This window comes from Noviherbaspirillum autotrophicum (genome assembly GCF_000818395.1).
In the GTDB taxonomy this organism is placed as follows: domain Bacteria; phylum Pseudomonadota; class Gammaproteobacteria; order Burkholderiales; family Burkholderiaceae_D; genus Noviherbaspirillum; species Noviherbaspirillum autotrophicum.
Window position 1 is genome coordinate 206,968 of record NZ_JWJG01000028.1, and the last position, 15,398, is coordinate 222,365.

Genomic DNA, 15,398 nt, shown 5'->3' on the forward strand with positions numbered 1-15,398 from the left:
GCAGTGACAAAGCATCGGAACGGCGCGCGCGCGAAGATTCGAACAGAATTATCCGAGCCGGAAATCAGGAGGAGGGGCGAAGTCACATGCACGCAATTCATTCGGTCTTTGAAAGGCGCTGGCGCGCGCCGTGCGCGCTAGTCTTGATGGCGCTGTGCTGCCACACGCATGCGGAAGATTTTGTGGCCGGCGACGCCCCCGCGCCAGGACCGGCGCAGACGACTCCGGGGCTGGGCTTGGTTGCACCGGAATCCGGGCATGGCCAGCACTGCCAGGTGGGGGCAGGATGCGCTGCAGGCGAGCAGCAGCAATCCAGTTATCTGCTCGGATTCAAGAAATTCTTCGATGCGGAGCGCCTCTTTTCACGTCTTGGGCTCTTCGGCCACGGAACCGCGCGGCCGGAAAGCCGTGATAGCCTCGGTGCGCAATCCGAGGAAGCGGAAGCCGGCCGCCTGAGCAGGCACGCGCCGCGCCTGAACCTGCATCCGCTGTCGGCAAGCGCGATCGAAGCGCGCTTTGGCGGAAGCGGATTCACCTATATCGCGCGCGACGAGATGCCATTGCAGGCGGGGCTGAAGACGCGCGGCGTGAAGTACTCGCTGTATGTCGATGATTGCGGCCGGCTGGAAGGGCTGTACGGCCGCGCGTCGGGCCAGGGCCGTTACGGACTCGGGTTCGCGCAGGACAACTGGAGCGTGGCGCTGGCGGCGGGAGCGGGCGACGCGCGCATGTCCCTGCATGTCGGTTACGCCATTCCGCTGGGCCAGTCGGGCGCAGGAGGCGGCATGTGCAGTGTGGCGTCGAGCGCCGGCAGCCGATCCCTCAGCCCCGGCGCCTGGCTTGCTCAATAGGCATAGTACGGCCCCTGGCCGGCCGGCGTGCCCCTGCCACGGATCGCGGTGAAGACGCTACGCCCGTAGAAGAACGGCAGCCCCCAGTCGAAGTATGACGACCACGAGGTATCGGGTGTCGTATTGTCGATGGCAGACATCGGACCTGCCAGTGTCGGGAATGCGACAAAGGAAGGGTTGGCGTGGAACAGGTTATCGGCATTGGCGACACTGAATGACACCAGTCCGCTTGCTGCGTCGGTGCTGCCGACCTTGGCGCCGACCATGGTGGCAGTCAGGCTCACGGTCGATGGTGGGCAGTAGAAGCCGTGGTCGTAACCGGTGCAGATGTTAATGCCGGCGTCATCGAAATAGATGGCGTTGGAGCCGCTGTCAATGAAGCTCTGCGTGTACTGGTGATTTTTGTAGATTGTTGTGATGTAGCTGGAGGTCGGATCGAGGTTGAACACCTTGGCCGCGCCAAGCGCATTGTTCGCTTGAGTGCCGATGCCGAAAATGAGCGATCCCGATACGGTCGCCGCGCCGCCCGCCGCCACGCCAGGTAGCTTCAATACCACGCCATTGTTGTCGTTTGCCAGGCGTGCCACCGGGTTCGGCACTTGTTGCGCCAGCGACGCAGTCGATGGCGAACAGTTTGAAGTACAGGCGTAATAGAAGCCGTTTTGTACGACGAGTCTGCACACCTCGCCGCAATCCTGGTCCAGGAAACCGACACCGAGGACTCCGTTTGCCCCGAACTGGGCAGGGGTGGTCGCCGGTGTGAGGGAGTTGGAACATGCATTGGGGATAGGGGCGAACCCGACATCGCCGACCACATGAACGGGCAGGGATGACACGCGTTGGCCGGCAAGCTTCACATCCGCCAGCTTGACTGCCCCCCATACGGAACTGCCGTCGGCAAACTGGACGCATTCCGCGAGCGTACCTCCTCCGGACGCGGATTGGAGAGGAAACGAAAGCGCAGGCTGCGAAGCCGTCGCCGCCAGTGCCGAAGCGAACAGCCTGAGCCCGTTCGAGCCGGTGTCCACCAGCACATGATCGATGGCCCGGCAATTCACATCGCTGCCTGGCTCGCATACCGTCACCGTCACGTAAGGAATGTTGACGTTGTTGGAAGGTCCCAGTTCGACGGTGACGGCCATCACATTGGGCGCGGCATTGGCCGGAGAAGCTACGGTCGTGCTGGAACTGCTGGCAGGGTCCGATCCACTTCCGCCACCGCATCCATGCAGCGAGGCAATCAACGCGCACAATAGAAAAACCGAAATGAAGCGCATCTTTCTGCCTTATTGCAAAACGTCCGGGCTCACGCCTTGCGGCAGTGCCTGGGGCAGATAGGCGCGGCCGGAGAATGCTCCCATGCGGCCGTGTGACTGCACCACGAGATCCGGCTGACGGACTACCGCGTGGCGCTGTGCCCGGGGCTTGCCCTCCATCGCATTGGCATAGCGCTCGAAATAGGCGCCGAGCAACTGCCGGATGTCCGGCAGGGACGGCCCCTGCCAGGCGACCCCAAAGATTTTTCCGTCCGCCGATGCATATTCCCGTACCACGGTGCCGGAAGGGAGCTGGATTTCATGCACGGTATAGCTGCCCGCGCCGGGCATCACCTGCGCTTTGGCATGCATTGCGGTTTTGTCCGCCTGCACCGACTCGACCGTGCCGCCAAGCGCCGCGTGGGCGTACGCGGATATACCGAACGCTCCCGCAGCAAGTGCGGCGGCCAAGGTTTTTGCAGGCATCTTAGTGATCCGCATGGGATGAACGAATGGACAGCAGCGCATGCAGGATGATCGCGCCAAAGGTTGCGGTGCCTATCCCGCCGAGCGAAAACTGGCCCAGCTTGAGGGTGAAATCGCCCGCACCGAGCACCAGCGTGACGGCGGCGACGATCAAGTTGCGGTTGTTCGAGAAATCGACCTTGTTCTCCACCCAGATGCGGGCGCCGGCCACCGCGATCAGGCCGAATACCACGATCGACACGCCGCCCAGCACCGCGCCGGGGATGGTCTGGATGACCGCGCCGAACTTGGGCGAAAAGCCCAGCACCAGCGCGATCAGTGCCGCCACTACGAACACCAGCGTCGAATAGATTTTCGTGACCGCCATCACGCCGATATTTTCGGCATAGGTGGTGACGCCGGTGCCGCCCACGCTGCCCGACAGGATCGTGGCCACGCCGTCGCCCACGAAGGCACGGCCCATGTAACGGTCCAGGTTCTTGCCGGTCATCGCACTGACGGCCTTGATATGGCCGAGGTTTTCAGCCACCAGGATCACCGCCACTGGCGCCAGCAGGGCCATGGCATCTGCCTTGAATACCGGTGCCACGAAGTGCGGCACGCCGAACCAGGCGGCATTGGCGACCGCCGTGAAGTCGATCGGCTTGCCCAGCCCGGCGCCGTTGGTCAGCAGCGCATAGATGACGTACGCCAGCAGCAGGCCGATCAGGATCAGCAGGCGCTGCACCATGCCGCGCGTGAATACCGCCACCACGCCGACGCAGAGCACCGTGGCCAGCGCCATCCAGGCATCGAAATTATTACCGCTAACGCCCTTGACGGCGATCGGGGCCAGGTTCAGGCCGATCACCGCCACCACCGCGCCGGTAACCACCGGCGGCATCAGCTTTTCAATCCAGCCGGTGCCGACCGCCATGACCAGCAAGCCGATCAGCGCATAGACGACGCCGCAGGCGATGATGCCGCCCAGGGCGACTGCCGTGTTGGCGTTCGGCCCCTGGCCGGCGTAGCCGGTGACGAGGATGACAAGCCCGATGAAGGCAAAGCTCGAACCGAGATAGCTCGGGACGCGCCCGCCGACGAACAGGAAAAAGAGCAGCGTGCCGATGCCCGACATGAAGATCGCAAGATTGGGATCGAAACCCATCAGCAAGGGAGCGAGCACGGTGGCACCGAACATCGCGACCACGTGCTGCAGCCCCATGGCGATCGTCTGCGGCCACGGCAGGCGGTCTTCGGTACCGATGACTGCGCCGAGGCCGTCGTTGGTGTTGTGGCGTATGCGCCATTTCGGGAAATACGGTCCTGCCATCGGGATTCTCCAGGTTGTGCAGCCGGCTGCGGACAGCCGTATATTAAGTCAGCAATAATTTACCGACGGAAAGTGTATTGAGGTCCGGAATAAATGACAATCGCCAGCGCGAAAAGCATTACACTTTCATGCTCTTCACGGGCCGGTCTGATCGGTTCGGTGCCAAATTCATAACGTCAAACTTCGAAACGCCGATGAAACAAGATCAACGCTTCCCTAATCTGCATATCCTCGACCACCCGCTGATCCAGCACAAACTGACGCATATGCGCGACCGCGACACTTCGACGCGCACCTTCCGCGAACTGTTGCGCGAAATTACCCTGCTCATGGGGTACGAAATCACGCGCAACCTGCCGCTGACCACGCTGCGCATCGAGACGCCGCTGCAAAGTCTGGATGCTCCGGTAATCGCCGGCAAAAAAATGGTGGTGGTGCCGGTGCTGCGCGCCGGAATCGGCATGAGCGACGGCTTGCTGGAACTGGTCCCGTCGGCCCGCGTGGGGCATATCGGCGTCTACCGCGATCCGGACACGCACCGCCCGGTGGAATACCTGGTGCGCCTGCCGGACCTGGCGGAGCGTCATTTCATCCTGTGCGACCCGATGCTAGCGACCGGCAACTCTGCGGTGCATGCGGTCGACGTATTGAAAAAGCGCGGCGTAGGCGACGACCAGATCGTGTTTCTGGCGCTGGTTGCCGCGCCGGAGGGCGTGCAGGTGTTCCAGGATGCGCATCCCAACGTGAAGGTCTACGTGGCGTCGCTCGACGAGCGTCTCAACGAGCACGCCTACATCGTTCCTGGCCTTGGCGACGCCGGCGACCGCCTGTTCGGAACGAAATAGGGAAGGGGCCGCAAGCGAGGTTCGTCCGGCCGGCCCGCTTCCTTGCGGTCTTCCCGTCGCTTATTGCTTGCGCGCCGCGAGCGCCTTCGCGACTTCCATTTGCGATTGCTGGAAGCCGGCGCTCGGCACGATTTCCTTGCTGCGGTCGGCCAGCGTATCGAGCTTGGCCACGAGCTGCTCGACCGCGTCCGGGCGCTCGCCGATGTGCACGCCATCGCCCAGCGTGATGTAGGAGCGCGAAAACGTGCCTGCGCCGGCGCACAGGATGGCGCGGGTTGGCGCATCCCGCGATGCCAGGTAGAGCATGCCGGGCGTGACGCTTTCCGGCGTCAGGAGCGCCAGCACCTCGGCCGGCATCAGGTCCTCCGTCATGCGCGTGGCTGCGGTCGGCGCCAGGCAATTGACGCGGATGCCATATTTTTCGCCTTCCAGGGACAGTGTCTGCATCAGGCCGACCAGCGCCATCTTGGCCGCGCCGTAGTTGGATTGGCCAAAATTGCCGAACAGGCCGGACGACGAGGTGGTCATCACGATACGGCCGTAATTTTGCTGTTTCATGATTTCCCACACCGCCTTGGTGCAGATGACGGCCCCCATCAGGTGCACGTCGACGATCGCGCGGAAGTCGTCGAGGGTCATCTTGGTGAAACTCTTGTCACGCAGGAATCCGGCGTTGTTGACCAGGATGTCGATGCGCTTCCATTCGCGCATGGCTTGATCGACCATTTCCTGCACGCCCGCCGGGTCCGTGACGGACGCCGCACTGGCGATCGCCTCGCCGCCTGCCGCGCGGATTTCCGCCACAACGTTTTCAGCGGCGGTCAGGCCGTTACCGGTGCCGTCGCGGGCCGCGCCGAGGTCGTTGACGACAACCTTGGCGCCGCGCGCGGCGAGTTGCAATGCATGGGAGCGGCCAAGGCCGCCGCCGGCGCCGGTCACGACGGCGACTTGGCCGTCAAAACGAATGGTCGCTGGCATGGCTTGCGAATTGGTGGTCATGATGGAATTGAAAATAATTGACAGACAGCAATATTAATCGGAATTCGCGATCCGTGAGAAAAGACGCAATGGAGGCGCGATGGGCCGATGAAAAGAACAAGCGGCGAAGGCCTCGCCTTCTCTGCTTTTGAGCTGACACCATGGTTGTTAAACTGCCTCGCATGAAAAATACTCTGTCGGCACTGGCACTGTGCATTGCCACTGGCGCGTCTGCAGCGTTCGCCGCCACTCCGGGCGAAGTTCCGGTCGGCGGCGTGCTGCGTGAAGCGCAAATGCAAGGACTTTCGGGTTCACCCGCCAGATTGTCGGCTTATCGCGGCAAGCCGCTGGTCATCAACGTCTGGGCCAGCTGGTGCAGTCCCTGTCGCCAGGAAATGGGTTCGCTGGAACGGCTGTCGCGCCTTTTCGGCGGCAAGCACTTCGACGTGATCGGCATCTCTACCGACGATTACCGCGAGCCGGCACAGGCCTTTCTGCGCCAGTCCGGCACAACCTTCCCCAATTTCATCGACAGCCGGCTCTTCATGGAAAACATGCTGGGCGCCGACCGGATTCCGCTGACGCTGCTGGTCGACACCAACGGGCGGGTGCTTGCAAAATACTATGGCGCCCGTCAGTGGGATAGCCCGGAGTCGGTGGACATGATCGCCCGGGCGTTCCACATTAAATTTTAGCCAAGCAGCTTCAGTCCCGGCGGCAGCGAGTCGCCCAGGAAGTTGCGCTCGCCGGATTCGTCCAGCTGCACGGTCTCGCGAATCATGTCGATCCAGGCTTGCGGAGCGCCAGCCGCCTGCAGGCGCCGGATGACTTGCTCGCGCGTCGCATCGGGAAGGTCGCGCGAGCGGTCCCCGGTCATGCGCGCCAGGTGGGACGCAGCGAACGGTGCCGCTTCCAGATGCTTCCAGTCGAGCGTCATCACAAAGTCGATCCAGGCCGCCGCGGTTTCCGGCGGCACGACGTCGTGTGCGCTGCCGTGGAAAGGCTGGCGCGCGCCGACCCGGGCCAGCGTCCAGAGGATCAGGCTGTCCGGCACGGCTACGCCCCGCCGCAGCGGCTTTTCCCTTCGCAGCAAGCCGATCAGCCAGTCGCCGATCTCGATCTTGTAGCTTGCCGGGATGCGTTCCAGTGTTGCCACCAGGCGCAGCATGTCGTCGTGGCCTGCCTTGACGAAGCCGGCCGCGCGTTCTCCGGCGTCGTCTTCCGCCACGTTCTGCGCGAAGTCATCGAGCAGGCGCAACTGCGCATCGCGCTCCAGCCCGCCGGCCACCCGGCGCCACATCGTCCACCATTCGCTGCATACCTGCGCGTCGTTGCGGTATTGTGCGCCGGCCTCGAACAGCATCCAAAGCTGGCCCACGCGCCAGTCGTCGAGCGGAAAGCCGAAGCCGGGCCGCAGGCAATAACCGGTCAGATTGATCCAGACCCGTTCATGGTCGGCGGAGCGCCGGCGGCCGCGTGCGCGCTGGATAAGGGCGTCGGCCAGGCGGCGCAGCAGGGGCGTATGCCAGCCGTCGCGCTGCCCGATCAGCTTTTCCAGTTGCGCGCGCAGCTGCCTGACTTCCTTGGGTTCGACCTTCTGGGCGCGCGAGCCGAAGATGCGGTCGATCTTCGCCAGTGCATCGAAAAACCGCGGAGGCAGATCGGACGTCCCGCCATGTTCGGGGCCGTTGGCTTCGTCGCCGTGCAGCTGGAATTCCAGCTTCCAGCGCTGCTCTGGATGATCGATGCTGACGCAGTACATTTCGAGCGTGCCGATCTCGGTCAATGCCGTCGCCAGCTGAACCGGGATTTCCTGCTTTTTCTGTGGCCCACCGGCCGATATTGGCCGCAGCACCGTGGCAATCGGCGGCAGGCGCACGAAGTCGCCCGTATCGAGATCGACCAGGTCGCCGGCGCGGTGGGACTGCCCGCCGCTTTCGCCGGCCGTCGACGACACCAAGTGAAATCGCACCGGCTGGCCCAGGCGCAGGGCAAAGCTGCGCTCCCGCAGCAGCAGCTCCTTGCCTTGCTCGCTGCCGCGCGGCAGGACGCAGACGCCGTGATGCCCGTTCGAGCGGTCGTCAAGGACCAGAAAATAGCTGCGCGGCGAACCGCCGCCAATCCTCGCGCCAAAGCCTGAGCGCGCCAGCGTATAGGCGACCGCTCCGCGCGCCACTGCCACGTCCGGATTGTCATTGTTTAGTAGCCGCAACGGTGCGCCACGCCAGTTCGCCAGCGTGCTTTCCAGCCGGCGGGCGAGGAGGGGCGAGCGGAACACGCCGCCATTGAGCAGCAGCGTATCGGGGACGGGGACGCGGGTGTCGTCGTCCCGCCAGCCGAGCGCCGCGCGCGACGCCGCCGCATGCCGGGACAGGAAAGCGGCAATGTGGCGGGTGATGGCCGGATCGCTCGCGTATGGCAGGCCGAACTCGACGATGCCGCTACGCCTTTGCTGCACCTGCTCGGTGGGAGCAACGGCGGGAAAGAAGCCGTCGAGGATGATGCGTTCCGCTTCCTCGCGCGTCAGTTCAGCCGAGCGCGCGCCGCCGATGACGCGCGAGCCTGCGCCCAGCAGCGTGACCGTGGCGGTAGCCGGGGCGTTCGGCCCCAGCAGCAGCTCCTTGGCGGCCCGGCAGCGTTCCAGCAATTGGGACAGCCTCGCGGCCGACAGCTTGGTGCCGCCGCTTTGGTCGCCGTTTGCCAGGCGCGACTCAGCGAGACGCGCGAGCACCAGGTCCATGTTATCGCCGCCCAGCATCAGGTGCTTGCCGACGCCGATGCGCGTCAGTTGCGGCTGGTCATCGCCCATCTCGACCGTGATCAGGCTCAGGTCGGTGGTGCCGCCGCCAACGTCGCACACCAGGATCAGGCGCGTATCCGCCAGTTCGTCAGCCAGGGCAGCGCGGTGTCGGAACAGCCAGTCATAGAACGCCGCCTGCGGCTCTTCCAGCAAGCGCAGGCGTGGCAAGCCGGCCATACGCGTCGCCTTCAGCGTAAGTTCGCGCGCGCCCTCGTCGAAGGAGGCGGGGACTGTCAGGACGATGTCCTGTTCTTCCAGCGGGTGCTGCGGAAAGCGCCAGTTCCAGCCCGCTCGCACATATTCCAGGTAGCTCGCGCTGGCCTCGACCGGCGACACCTTGCGCACGTCGTCGCCGGCGCCCCACGGTAGTATCGGTGCCATGCGGTCGACCGCGCCGTGCGACAGCCAGCTCTTGGCGCTCGATACGAGCCGGCCAGGCACCTGCGCTCCTAGTTTTCGCGCGAGCATGCCGATGACGACCGGTTCCCGTTCGGCCCCGCTCGCCGGCCACGGCAGTTGAAGTTCGTTCGCCGGCAGCTCGCCCGGCGCGGGATGAAAACGCAGCGACGGCAACAGCGGGGCGGCCTTGACTTCGCCGGGAGCCACCAGCTGTTCGATGTCGAACAGGCGAATGTCGCTGCCGCCGGGCTCGGCGTAAGCGACGACGGTGTGGGTGGTGCCGAGATCGATGCCGACCGCAAATTGCTTCATTGGCTATGGCCGCGCACGTCGAATTCCACGTTCCAGCGCTCGCCGCCGCTGCGCGGCGCGGCCGACAGTTCCAGCGTACCGGCCTCGGTCACCCTGGCGTGCAGCCTGACCTGCACCACGTCACCCGGCTCGCGTCCTTCGGCCGGCAGCGTGGCCTGGATTTCGTCCAGTTCCTGCAATTCGTCCGGCTGCCAGTACTCGAGCATGGTGCCGAGCTGGTCCTGGCGGCGCGTGGACGAGCCGAAGAAGCGGAAATGCACCGGTTCGCCCACCACCAGCCCGAACTCCTGCGTCTGCAGTTCGGCGTCGGTGCCTTCCTCCATGCCGAACGGCGCCACGCACAACGCCTGGATCGGCGGTTCCATGCCGGGAATGGCCGGCATCGCCGATTCGACGCCGACGTAGTAGGCGCGCGCGGTCCCGCCACGGATACGCACGCCGCGCCCGTGCCGCACATAACCGTAATAAGCGGCGCCGCGCGACACCGCCAGGTCGAGGTCGGCACCGCTCAACAGGCGCGCCGGCTGTGCGTTTTCGGCGGCAAGCCAGCCGTTGATAGTGTCCATGGTGCGCTGCGCGAGCAGGTCGGACTTGAATACGCCGCCGTTGAACAAGACTGCCGTCGGATGCAGGAAGCTGGCGCCGGGAGCGACGCGCCCGGCGAAGCCTTCCAGCTCCGCCAGCGCGCCGGCCTGCCGTGCGAGAAAGCCGGCAAGATGGCGCGTGACTGCAGCGTCCTGCGCAAACGGCAGGCCGAGCTGGGTCAGCGCAGCGCGGGTACGGGTGGCCGGCCGCGCCGACGCTTCCACCTGCGGGAAAAAGCCGTCGAGGATGACGGCGGCGACTTCCTCGCGCGTGAGCTCGGTGCGGATCGATCCGCCGATCAGCTTCGAGCCGCGGCTGGGCACGACGATCGGCACCGACTGGGCCTCGGCTGCCGACAGCAGGGTTTCCTTTGCAGCCCGGCAGCCATAGGTCAGCGCGCGCATCTGCCATGGATCGAGCTGGGTGCCGTTCGCTGACAGCTTGCGCGCGACGACATGCGCCAGGGTCAGGTCCATGTTGTCGCCGCCGAGCAGGATATGGTCGCCGACCGCCACCCGGTGCAGCTCCAGGTTGCCCTCGCGCTCGACCACGGCAATCAGCGAAAAGTCGCTGGTGCCGCCGCCTACGTCGACCACCAGGATGATGTCGCCCGGCTTGACTTCCTTGCGCCAGCGGCCCTGGCTGGCCTGTATCCAGTTGTACAGCGCGGCCTGCGGCTCTTCCAGCAGCGTCAGCGACTGGTAGCCGGCTGCGCGTGCGGCTTCCGCGGTCAGCTCGCGCGCGGCCGGGTCGAATGAGGCGGGAATCGTGATGGTGACATCCTGCTGATCGAACGGCGCCTCCGGATGCGCATGGTCCCATGCATGGCGCAGGTGGGCCAGGTAACGGATCGATGCCTCCAGAGGCGAGACGCGCGCCACTTCCGGCGGTGCATCGACCGGCAGGATGGCGGCGCGCCGGTCCACGCCGGGGTGGCACAGCCAGCTCTTGGCGCTCGACACCAGGCGGATCGGCGTGGTTGTGCCGCGGCTGCGCGCCAGTTCGCCGACCACGTAGTCCAGTTCTCCCGTCCAGGGCAGGCTGAGCTCGCCGCGCGCGAATTCGTCGCCGTGCGGCAGGTAGAGGAAGGATGGCAACAGCGCGTGCGCCTCCACTGCGCCCGGAGCGGTGAGCTGCGGGATGTCGAGGACGCCATGCAGGGTTTTTTCGCCGTCGCTGGCTTGCATGTCGGTATAGGCGAGGGCGCTGTGCGTGGTCCCGAGGTCGATCCCGATCGAATAGCGCGACGCGGTCATAGCTCCACCTCCGCTGCCGCCAGCACAGTCGCATCATGTTGCTCGGCCAGCTTGGGCAGCCGCACTTCCTTGGCCCGCCAGCCGCGGTGCGTGAGGTTGCCGTGGAACGGTGCCTTGCCGACGACGATGCCGGTGAGGCTGACCGATGCCGCATCGAAGCCTTCGTTTAAGGTGATGCGACTGCCTTCGTTTTCTTCGCGGATCGGTGCGATCGTGAAGTGTTCGTTCAAGACCTTGCGGCAACCTTCATGCACCACGCGTGCCGCGGCGCCGATTTCTGCATCGGTGTAATTGGCGAGATTTTCCATCGTGAAGTCGATCAGGCGTGCATCGCGTTGCAACAACGCCAGTAATTGCAACGCTGCATCCGGCGAGGCTTCCTTCAATTGGGGTGGAGGGGGCTTCGGCGGCTCTTGCGGTGCGACTGCGGGAGTCGGCGCCGGCGCGGCTGCCACCGCTTCCGGCTGGCGCAGATGGTCGATGCGGCTGGCATAATCCACATCGGAAAAAGTCCGAAAAAAGGCGCCGAAGGCGAGCGGGATACGGCGGAAAAATGACGGCTTGGCGTTTTTCTCCGGCCTGGGTTTCGTGTCGTTCATGTCGTGCTCCTGGTTTATTTATAAGATGCGCCGGGCAGTGGAACGTTTCGGCATGCCGTCGTGGACTGGCTGTGCCGCGCCATGGGCGTGGCAGGCGTCGAGGTATAAGATTTGCAAAAAAATCGGATGGTTCACCACGCGTGCTTGTCGGGACCGTGAATCCGGCGGGAGTGGCAGCCGGGATTTGCCTGGTGCATACAGTTGCGTGCCGGCATCTCAGCGCGGTAATGCAGCCATTAGACGGGGAATCAGCGCATGACGTATTGCGCGAAAGCTGAAGAGAAGCAAATAAGACGGCGATAGTGTCTAAGGACGCTTATCGCTTTTTGTCAGGGGAAAAGACTGTCAATGAGAGGATTGCCAAGCGCCAACAGAGCATGCAGTCCTTTGAGCTGTTCCGCCGAAATCCTCTTGTTTTTCGCCCGCGCAGCGACAAAGAATTCCAACGCGCCGCTGAGGTCGTTGATGCGAATGCGGGCGGTCTCCAGAGCGGCGACAAGACGTGAATTTTCGGCAAGTAGCTCCTCGGCTGTGTGCTCGGTGCCCCCATCAACAGGCTGCACCCGGCTTGGTGGTGCGCTTGGCGCTGCTGCCAGACGCGCCCGCTTGTTGTCGCGATAGCGCTTGGCCCGCTGCGCCGGCGTCAACGCATTCGGCAAGCGAGGGCGGCCTCGGCCACGTTTCGGCTCGGCTTGGTTCGATTTGCGATCTGCGGACATTGGCGGACGGCCTCCTGTGTTGTCCGATATTTTACGTGACGCGTAACTTTTATTCCGTTTTTCCGTAATGCGTCACAAAAATTTTCGGCGACGGCGTAGGAAGTAGGGCGGGCAAGGACGCCGTTTCCCCGGTAGGGCATCGAAATGCGTCCAAAAATCAATTGCCATTGCGGCAATTCGACATTTTTTTTTAAAACTCTTGTATCTTATAGAAGAGTTGCGCGGTCGCAATAGTATAATGCGGCCGTGCCTATTCCATTTGTCGGCATCACGGACATCGTGGAATAGCGAACTCGCACCTTTTTCCTAAACCAACCCGATGAGCACACACATGCTGGAAGCATACCGTCAACATGTCGCCGAACGCGCCGCGCTTGGCATTCCCCCGCTGCCCTTGTCCGCAAAACAGACAGAAGAGCTGGTGGCGCTGCTGAAGAATCCTCCCGCTGGCGAGGAAAAATTCCTGGTCGACCTCATTACCCATCGCGTTCCGGCCGGCGTGGACGATGCTGCCAAGATCAAGGCTGCCTTCCTGGCAAAAGTCGCAAAGGGCGAAGAATCGTGTGCGCTGATTTCGCGTGAGACCGCGACCCAGCTGCTGGGCACGATGCTCGGCGGCTTCAATATCAAGCCGATGATCGACCTGCTGGGCGATGCAACCGTTGGCGGCGTTGCTGCCGATGGCCTGAAGAAGACCCTGTTGATGTTCGACTACTTCCACGACGTCAAGGAACTGGCCGACAAGGGCAATGCGAACGCCAAGGCCGTGCTGCAATCGTGGGCCGATGCCGAGTGGTTCACTTCCCGTCCGGAAGTGCCGCAAAGCATGACTCTGACCGTGTTCAAGGTCTCCGGCGAAACCAATACCGACGACCTGTCGCCGGCTCCCGACGCAACCACCCGCCCGGATATCCCGATGCACGCGCTGGCGATGCTGAAGAATGCGCGCCCGGGCATCAATCCGGATGAGCCGGGCAAGGTCGGCCCGATCAAGCAGATCGAAGCGCTGAAAGCCAAGGGCAACCTGGTTGCCTACGTCGGCGACGTGGTCGGCACCGGCTCGTCCCGCAAGTCCGCGACCAACTCCGTGCTGTGGTTCACCGGCGAAGACATCCCGTTCATCCCGAACAAGCGTTTCGGCGGCGTCTGCCTGGGTTCCAAGATCGCCCCGATTTTCTACAACACGATGGAAGACGCCGGCGCGCTGCCGATCGAACTCGACGTGTCCAAGATGGACATGGGCGACGTCATTGAACTGCGCCCGTATGAAGGCAAGGCACTGAAGAACGGTGAAGTGATCGCCGAATTCAAGGTCAAGTCCGACGTGATCTTCGACGAAGTGCGTGCTGGCGGCCGTATTCCGCTGATCATCGGCCGCGGCCTGACCGCCAAGGCACGCGAGTCGCTCGGCTTGCCGCCTTCCACGCTGTTCCGCCTGCCGCAAAACCCGGCCGATTCCGGCAAGGGCTTCTCGCTGGCGCAGAAGATGGTCGGCCGCGCCTGCGGTCTGCCGGAAGGCCAGGGCATTCGTCCGGGCACCTACTGCGAACCGAAGATGACTACCGTCGGCTCGCAAGACACCACCGGCCCGATGACCCGCGACGAGCTGAAGGATCTGGCTTGCCTGGGCTTCTCCGCCGACCTCGTGATGCAGTCGTTCTGCCACACCGCCGCTTATCCGAAGCTGGTCGACGTGAAGATGCACCGCGAACTGCCGACGTTCATTTCGAACCGTGGCGGCGTCGCACTGCGTCCGGGCGATGGCGTGATCCACTCGTGGCTGAACCGCCTGCTGTTGCCGGACACCGTCGGCACCGGTGGCGACTCGCACACCCGTTTCCCGATCGGCATTTCGTTCCCGGCAGGTTCCGGCCTGGTCGCGTTCGCAGCGGCTACCGGCGTGATGCCGCTGGATATGCCTGAGTCCGTGCTGGTGCGCTTCAAGGGCGAAATGCAGCCGGGCGTTACGCTGCGCGATCTGGTCAATGCAATTCCGCTGTATGCAATCCGCCAGGGCATGCTGACTGTCGAGAAGAAGGGCAAGAAGAACATCTTCTCCGGCCGCATCCTCGAAATCGAAGGTCTGCCGAAGCTGAAGGTCGAGCAGGCATTCGAGCTGTCCGACGCCTCCGCTGAGCGTTCCGCTGCCGGCTGCACAGTGCACCTGGACAAAGAGCCGATCATGGAATACATGAACTCGAACATTACGCTGATGAAGTGGATGATCGCGAACGGCTACCAGGACAAGCGCACGCTGGAGCGCCGCATCAAGGCGATGGAAGCATGGCTGGCCAAGCCGGAACTGCTCAAGGGCGACGCCGATGCAGAGTACGCAGCCGTCATCGAAATCGATCTGGCCGACATCAAGGAACCGATTGTGGCTTGCCCGAACGATCCGGACGATGTGAAGACCCTGTCCGAAGTCGCCGGCGACAAGATCGACGAAGTGTTCGTCGGTTCGTGCATGACCAATATCGGCCACTTCCGCGCAGCCTCCAAGCTGTTGGAAGGCAAGACCGACATTCCGGTCCGCCTGTGGATCGCTCCGCCGACCAAGATGGACCAGCAGGTGCTGACGTCCGAAGGCCATTACGGCAACCTCGGCCGTACCGGCGCGCGCATGGAAATGCCGGGCTGCTCGCTGTGCATGGGTAACCAGGCACAGGTGCGCAAGGGCTCCACCGCGATGTCGACCTCGACCCGCAACTTCCCGAACCGTCTCGGCCTGGATACGCGCGTCTATCTCGGCTCGGCTGAACTCGCGGCTGTCTGCGCGATGCTTGGCAAGATCCCGACCAAGGAAGAGTACATGGCGAATATCGGCGTGATCGACAAGAACGCGTCCGACATCTATCGCTACATGAACTTCGACCAGATCTCCGAATTCCGCGAAGTGGCGGATACCGTCCAGATCTGACGCCTGCCGGCCTGCGCATGGCGACATGCGCAGGTTGACATGGACCAAGAACAAGGCCCGCATTTGCGGGCCTTTTTTTGTCT

The 15,398-nt window shown here is 63.7% G+C and carries 12 protein-coding genes; 4 read left to right on the forward strand and 8 right to left on the reverse strand.

The genetic code is table 11. The features are described 5' to 3' along the window. The first annotated feature begins 86 nt into the window (after window positions 1-86). Window positions 87-851, forward strand: coding sequence for a hypothetical protein (locus tag TSA66_RS02220; protein WP_040038827.1), 765 nt, complete (start codon window positions 87-89; stop codon window positions 849-851). On the opposite strand, the gene TSA66_RS02225 is transcribed toward TSA66_RS02220, so the two are convergent. From TSA66_RS02225 to TSA66_RS02235, 3 genes are read right to left on the reverse strand one after another with little or no spacing between them, the layout of a single operon-like run. Then, window positions 845-2,128: a DUF3443 domain-containing protein gene (locus tag TSA66_RS02225; RefSeq protein ID WP_040038828.1), complete on the reverse strand. Its 1,284-nt coding sequence runs from the start codon at window positions 2,126-2,128 to the stop codon at window positions 845-847. The genes TSA66_RS02220 and TSA66_RS02225 overlap by 7 nt on opposite strands. A gap of 9 nt (window positions 2,129-2,137) precedes the next feature. Next, window positions 2,138-2,593: a DUF2844 domain-containing protein gene (locus tag TSA66_RS02230; protein ID WP_040038829.1), complete on the reverse strand. Its 456-nt coding sequence runs from the start codon at window positions 2,591-2,593 to the stop codon at window positions 2,138-2,140. A 1-nt stretch (window position 2,594) separates the two neighbouring features. Next, window positions 2,595-3,905 (reverse strand): solute carrier family 23 protein, encoded by a 1,311-nt coding sequence (locus TSA66_RS02235; protein ID WP_040038830.1) that lies wholly within the window; start codon window positions 3,903-3,905, stop codon window positions 2,595-2,597. A gap of 194 nt (window positions 3,906-4,099) precedes the next feature. On the opposite strand from TSA66_RS02235, the gene upp reads away from it, so the two are divergent. Then, a complete protein-coding gene (gene upp, locus TSA66_RS02240; RefSeq protein WP_040042077.1) occupies window positions 4,100-4,750 on the forward strand; it encodes a uracil phosphoribosyltransferase in 651 nt (216 codons plus the stop codon). 60 nt (window positions 4,751-4,810) lie between these two features. Here the strand turns inward: upp and TSA66_RS02245 are convergent, their stop codons facing one another. Continuing rightward, window positions 4,811-5,749 carry an SDR family NAD(P)-dependent oxidoreductase gene (locus TSA66_RS02245; RefSeq protein WP_052452027.1) on the reverse strand — a complete coding sequence of 313 codons (939 nt, stop codon included), beginning with the start codon at window positions 5,747-5,749 and terminating at the stop codon, window positions 4,811-4,813. 161 nt (window positions 5,750-5,910) lie between these two features. Here TSA66_RS02245 and TSA66_RS02250 point away from each other — a divergent pair, with 161 nt between their 5' ends. Continuing rightward, window positions 5,911-6,423 carry a TlpA family protein disulfide reductase gene (locus tag TSA66_RS02250; RefSeq protein WP_040038831.1) on the forward strand — a complete coding sequence of 171 codons (513 nt, stop codon included), beginning with the start codon at window positions 5,911-5,913 and terminating at the stop codon, window positions 6,421-6,423. Here the strand turns inward: TSA66_RS02250 and TSA66_RS02255 are convergent. The 4 genes from TSA66_RS02255 to TSA66_RS02270 form a co-directional block, all read right to left on the reverse strand. Beyond that, a complete protein-coding gene (locus tag TSA66_RS02255; protein ID WP_040038832.1) occupies window positions 6,420-9,239 on the reverse strand; it encodes an Hsp70 family protein in 2,820 nt (939 codons plus the stop codon). The genes TSA66_RS02250 and TSA66_RS02255 overlap by 4 nt on opposite strands. After that, window positions 9,236-11,080: an Hsp70 family protein gene (locus TSA66_RS02260; RefSeq protein WP_040038833.1), complete on the reverse strand. Its 1,845-nt coding sequence runs from the start codon at window positions 11,078-11,080 to the stop codon at window positions 9,236-9,238. The genes TSA66_RS02255 and TSA66_RS02260 overlap by 4 nt, the downstream gene beginning before the upstream one ends. Continuing rightward, complete coding sequence (locus TSA66_RS02265) at window positions 11,077-11,679, reverse strand: DUF2760 domain-containing protein (protein WP_040038834.1); 603 nt, start codon at window positions 11,677-11,679, stop codon at window positions 11,077-11,079. Before TSA66_RS02265 ends, TSA66_RS02260 begins: the two co-directional genes overlap by 4 nt. Window positions 11,680-12,008: 329 nt before the next feature. Then, window positions 12,009-12,398: a hypothetical protein gene (locus tag TSA66_RS02270; RefSeq protein ID WP_040038835.1), complete on the reverse strand. Its 390-nt coding sequence runs from the start codon at window positions 12,396-12,398 to the stop codon at window positions 12,009-12,011. Window positions 12,399-12,729: 331 nt separating this feature from the next. Here TSA66_RS02270 and acnB point away from each other — a divergent pair, with 331 nt between their 5' ends. Next, window positions 12,730-15,315, forward strand: coding sequence for a bifunctional aconitate hydratase 2/2-methylisocitrate dehydratase (gene acnB / locus TSA66_RS02275; RefSeq protein WP_040038836.1), 2,586 nt, complete (start codon window positions 12,730-12,732; stop codon window positions 15,313-15,315). Window positions 15,316-15,398: the final 83 nt, after the last annotated feature.

Bases quoted from the DNA above. Each gene is read 5' to 3' on its own strand.
- TSA66_RS02220 (WP_040038827.1), top strand. From the start codon at position 87: ATGCACGCAATTCATTCGGTCTTTGAAAGGCGCTGGCGCGCGCCGTGC.
- TSA66_RS02225 (WP_040038828.1), bottom strand. From the start codon at position 2,128: ATGCGCTTCATTTCGGTTTTTCTATTGTGCGCGTTGATTGCCTCGCTG.
- TSA66_RS02230 (WP_040038829.1), bottom strand. From the start codon at position 2,593: ATGCCTGCAAAAACCTTGGCCGCCGCACTTGCTGCGGGAGCGTTCGGT.
- TSA66_RS02235 (WP_040038830.1), bottom strand. From the start codon at position 3,905: ATGGCAGGACCGTATTTCCCGAAATGGCGCATACGCCACAACACCAAC.
- upp (WP_040042077.1), top strand. From the start codon at position 4,100: ATGAAACAAGATCAACGCTTCCCTAATCTGCATATCCTCGACCACCCG.
- TSA66_RS02245 (WP_052452027.1), bottom strand. From the start codon at position 5,749: ATGACCACCAATTCGCAAGCCATGCCAGCGACCATTCGTTTTGACGGC.
- TSA66_RS02250 (WP_040038831.1), top strand. From the start codon at position 5,911: ATGAAAAATACTCTGTCGGCACTGGCACTGTGCATTGCCACTGGCGCG.
- TSA66_RS02255 (WP_040038832.1), bottom strand. From the start codon at position 9,239: ATGAAGCAATTTGCGGTCGGCATCGATCTCGGCACCACCCACACCGTC.
- TSA66_RS02260 (WP_040038833.1), bottom strand. From the start codon at position 11,080: ATGACCGCGTCGCGCTATTCGATCGGGATCGACCTCGGGACCACGCAC.
- TSA66_RS02265 (WP_040038834.1), bottom strand. From the start codon at position 11,679: ATGAACGACACGAAACCCAGGCCGGAGAAAAACGCCAAGCCGTCATTT.
- TSA66_RS02270 (WP_040038835.1), bottom strand. From the start codon at position 12,398: ATGTCCGCAGATCGCAAATCGAACCAAGCCGAGCCGAAACGTGGCCGA.
- acnB (WP_040038836.1), top strand. From the start codon at position 12,730: ATGCTGGAAGCATACCGTCAACATGTCGCCGAACGCGCCGCGCTTGGC.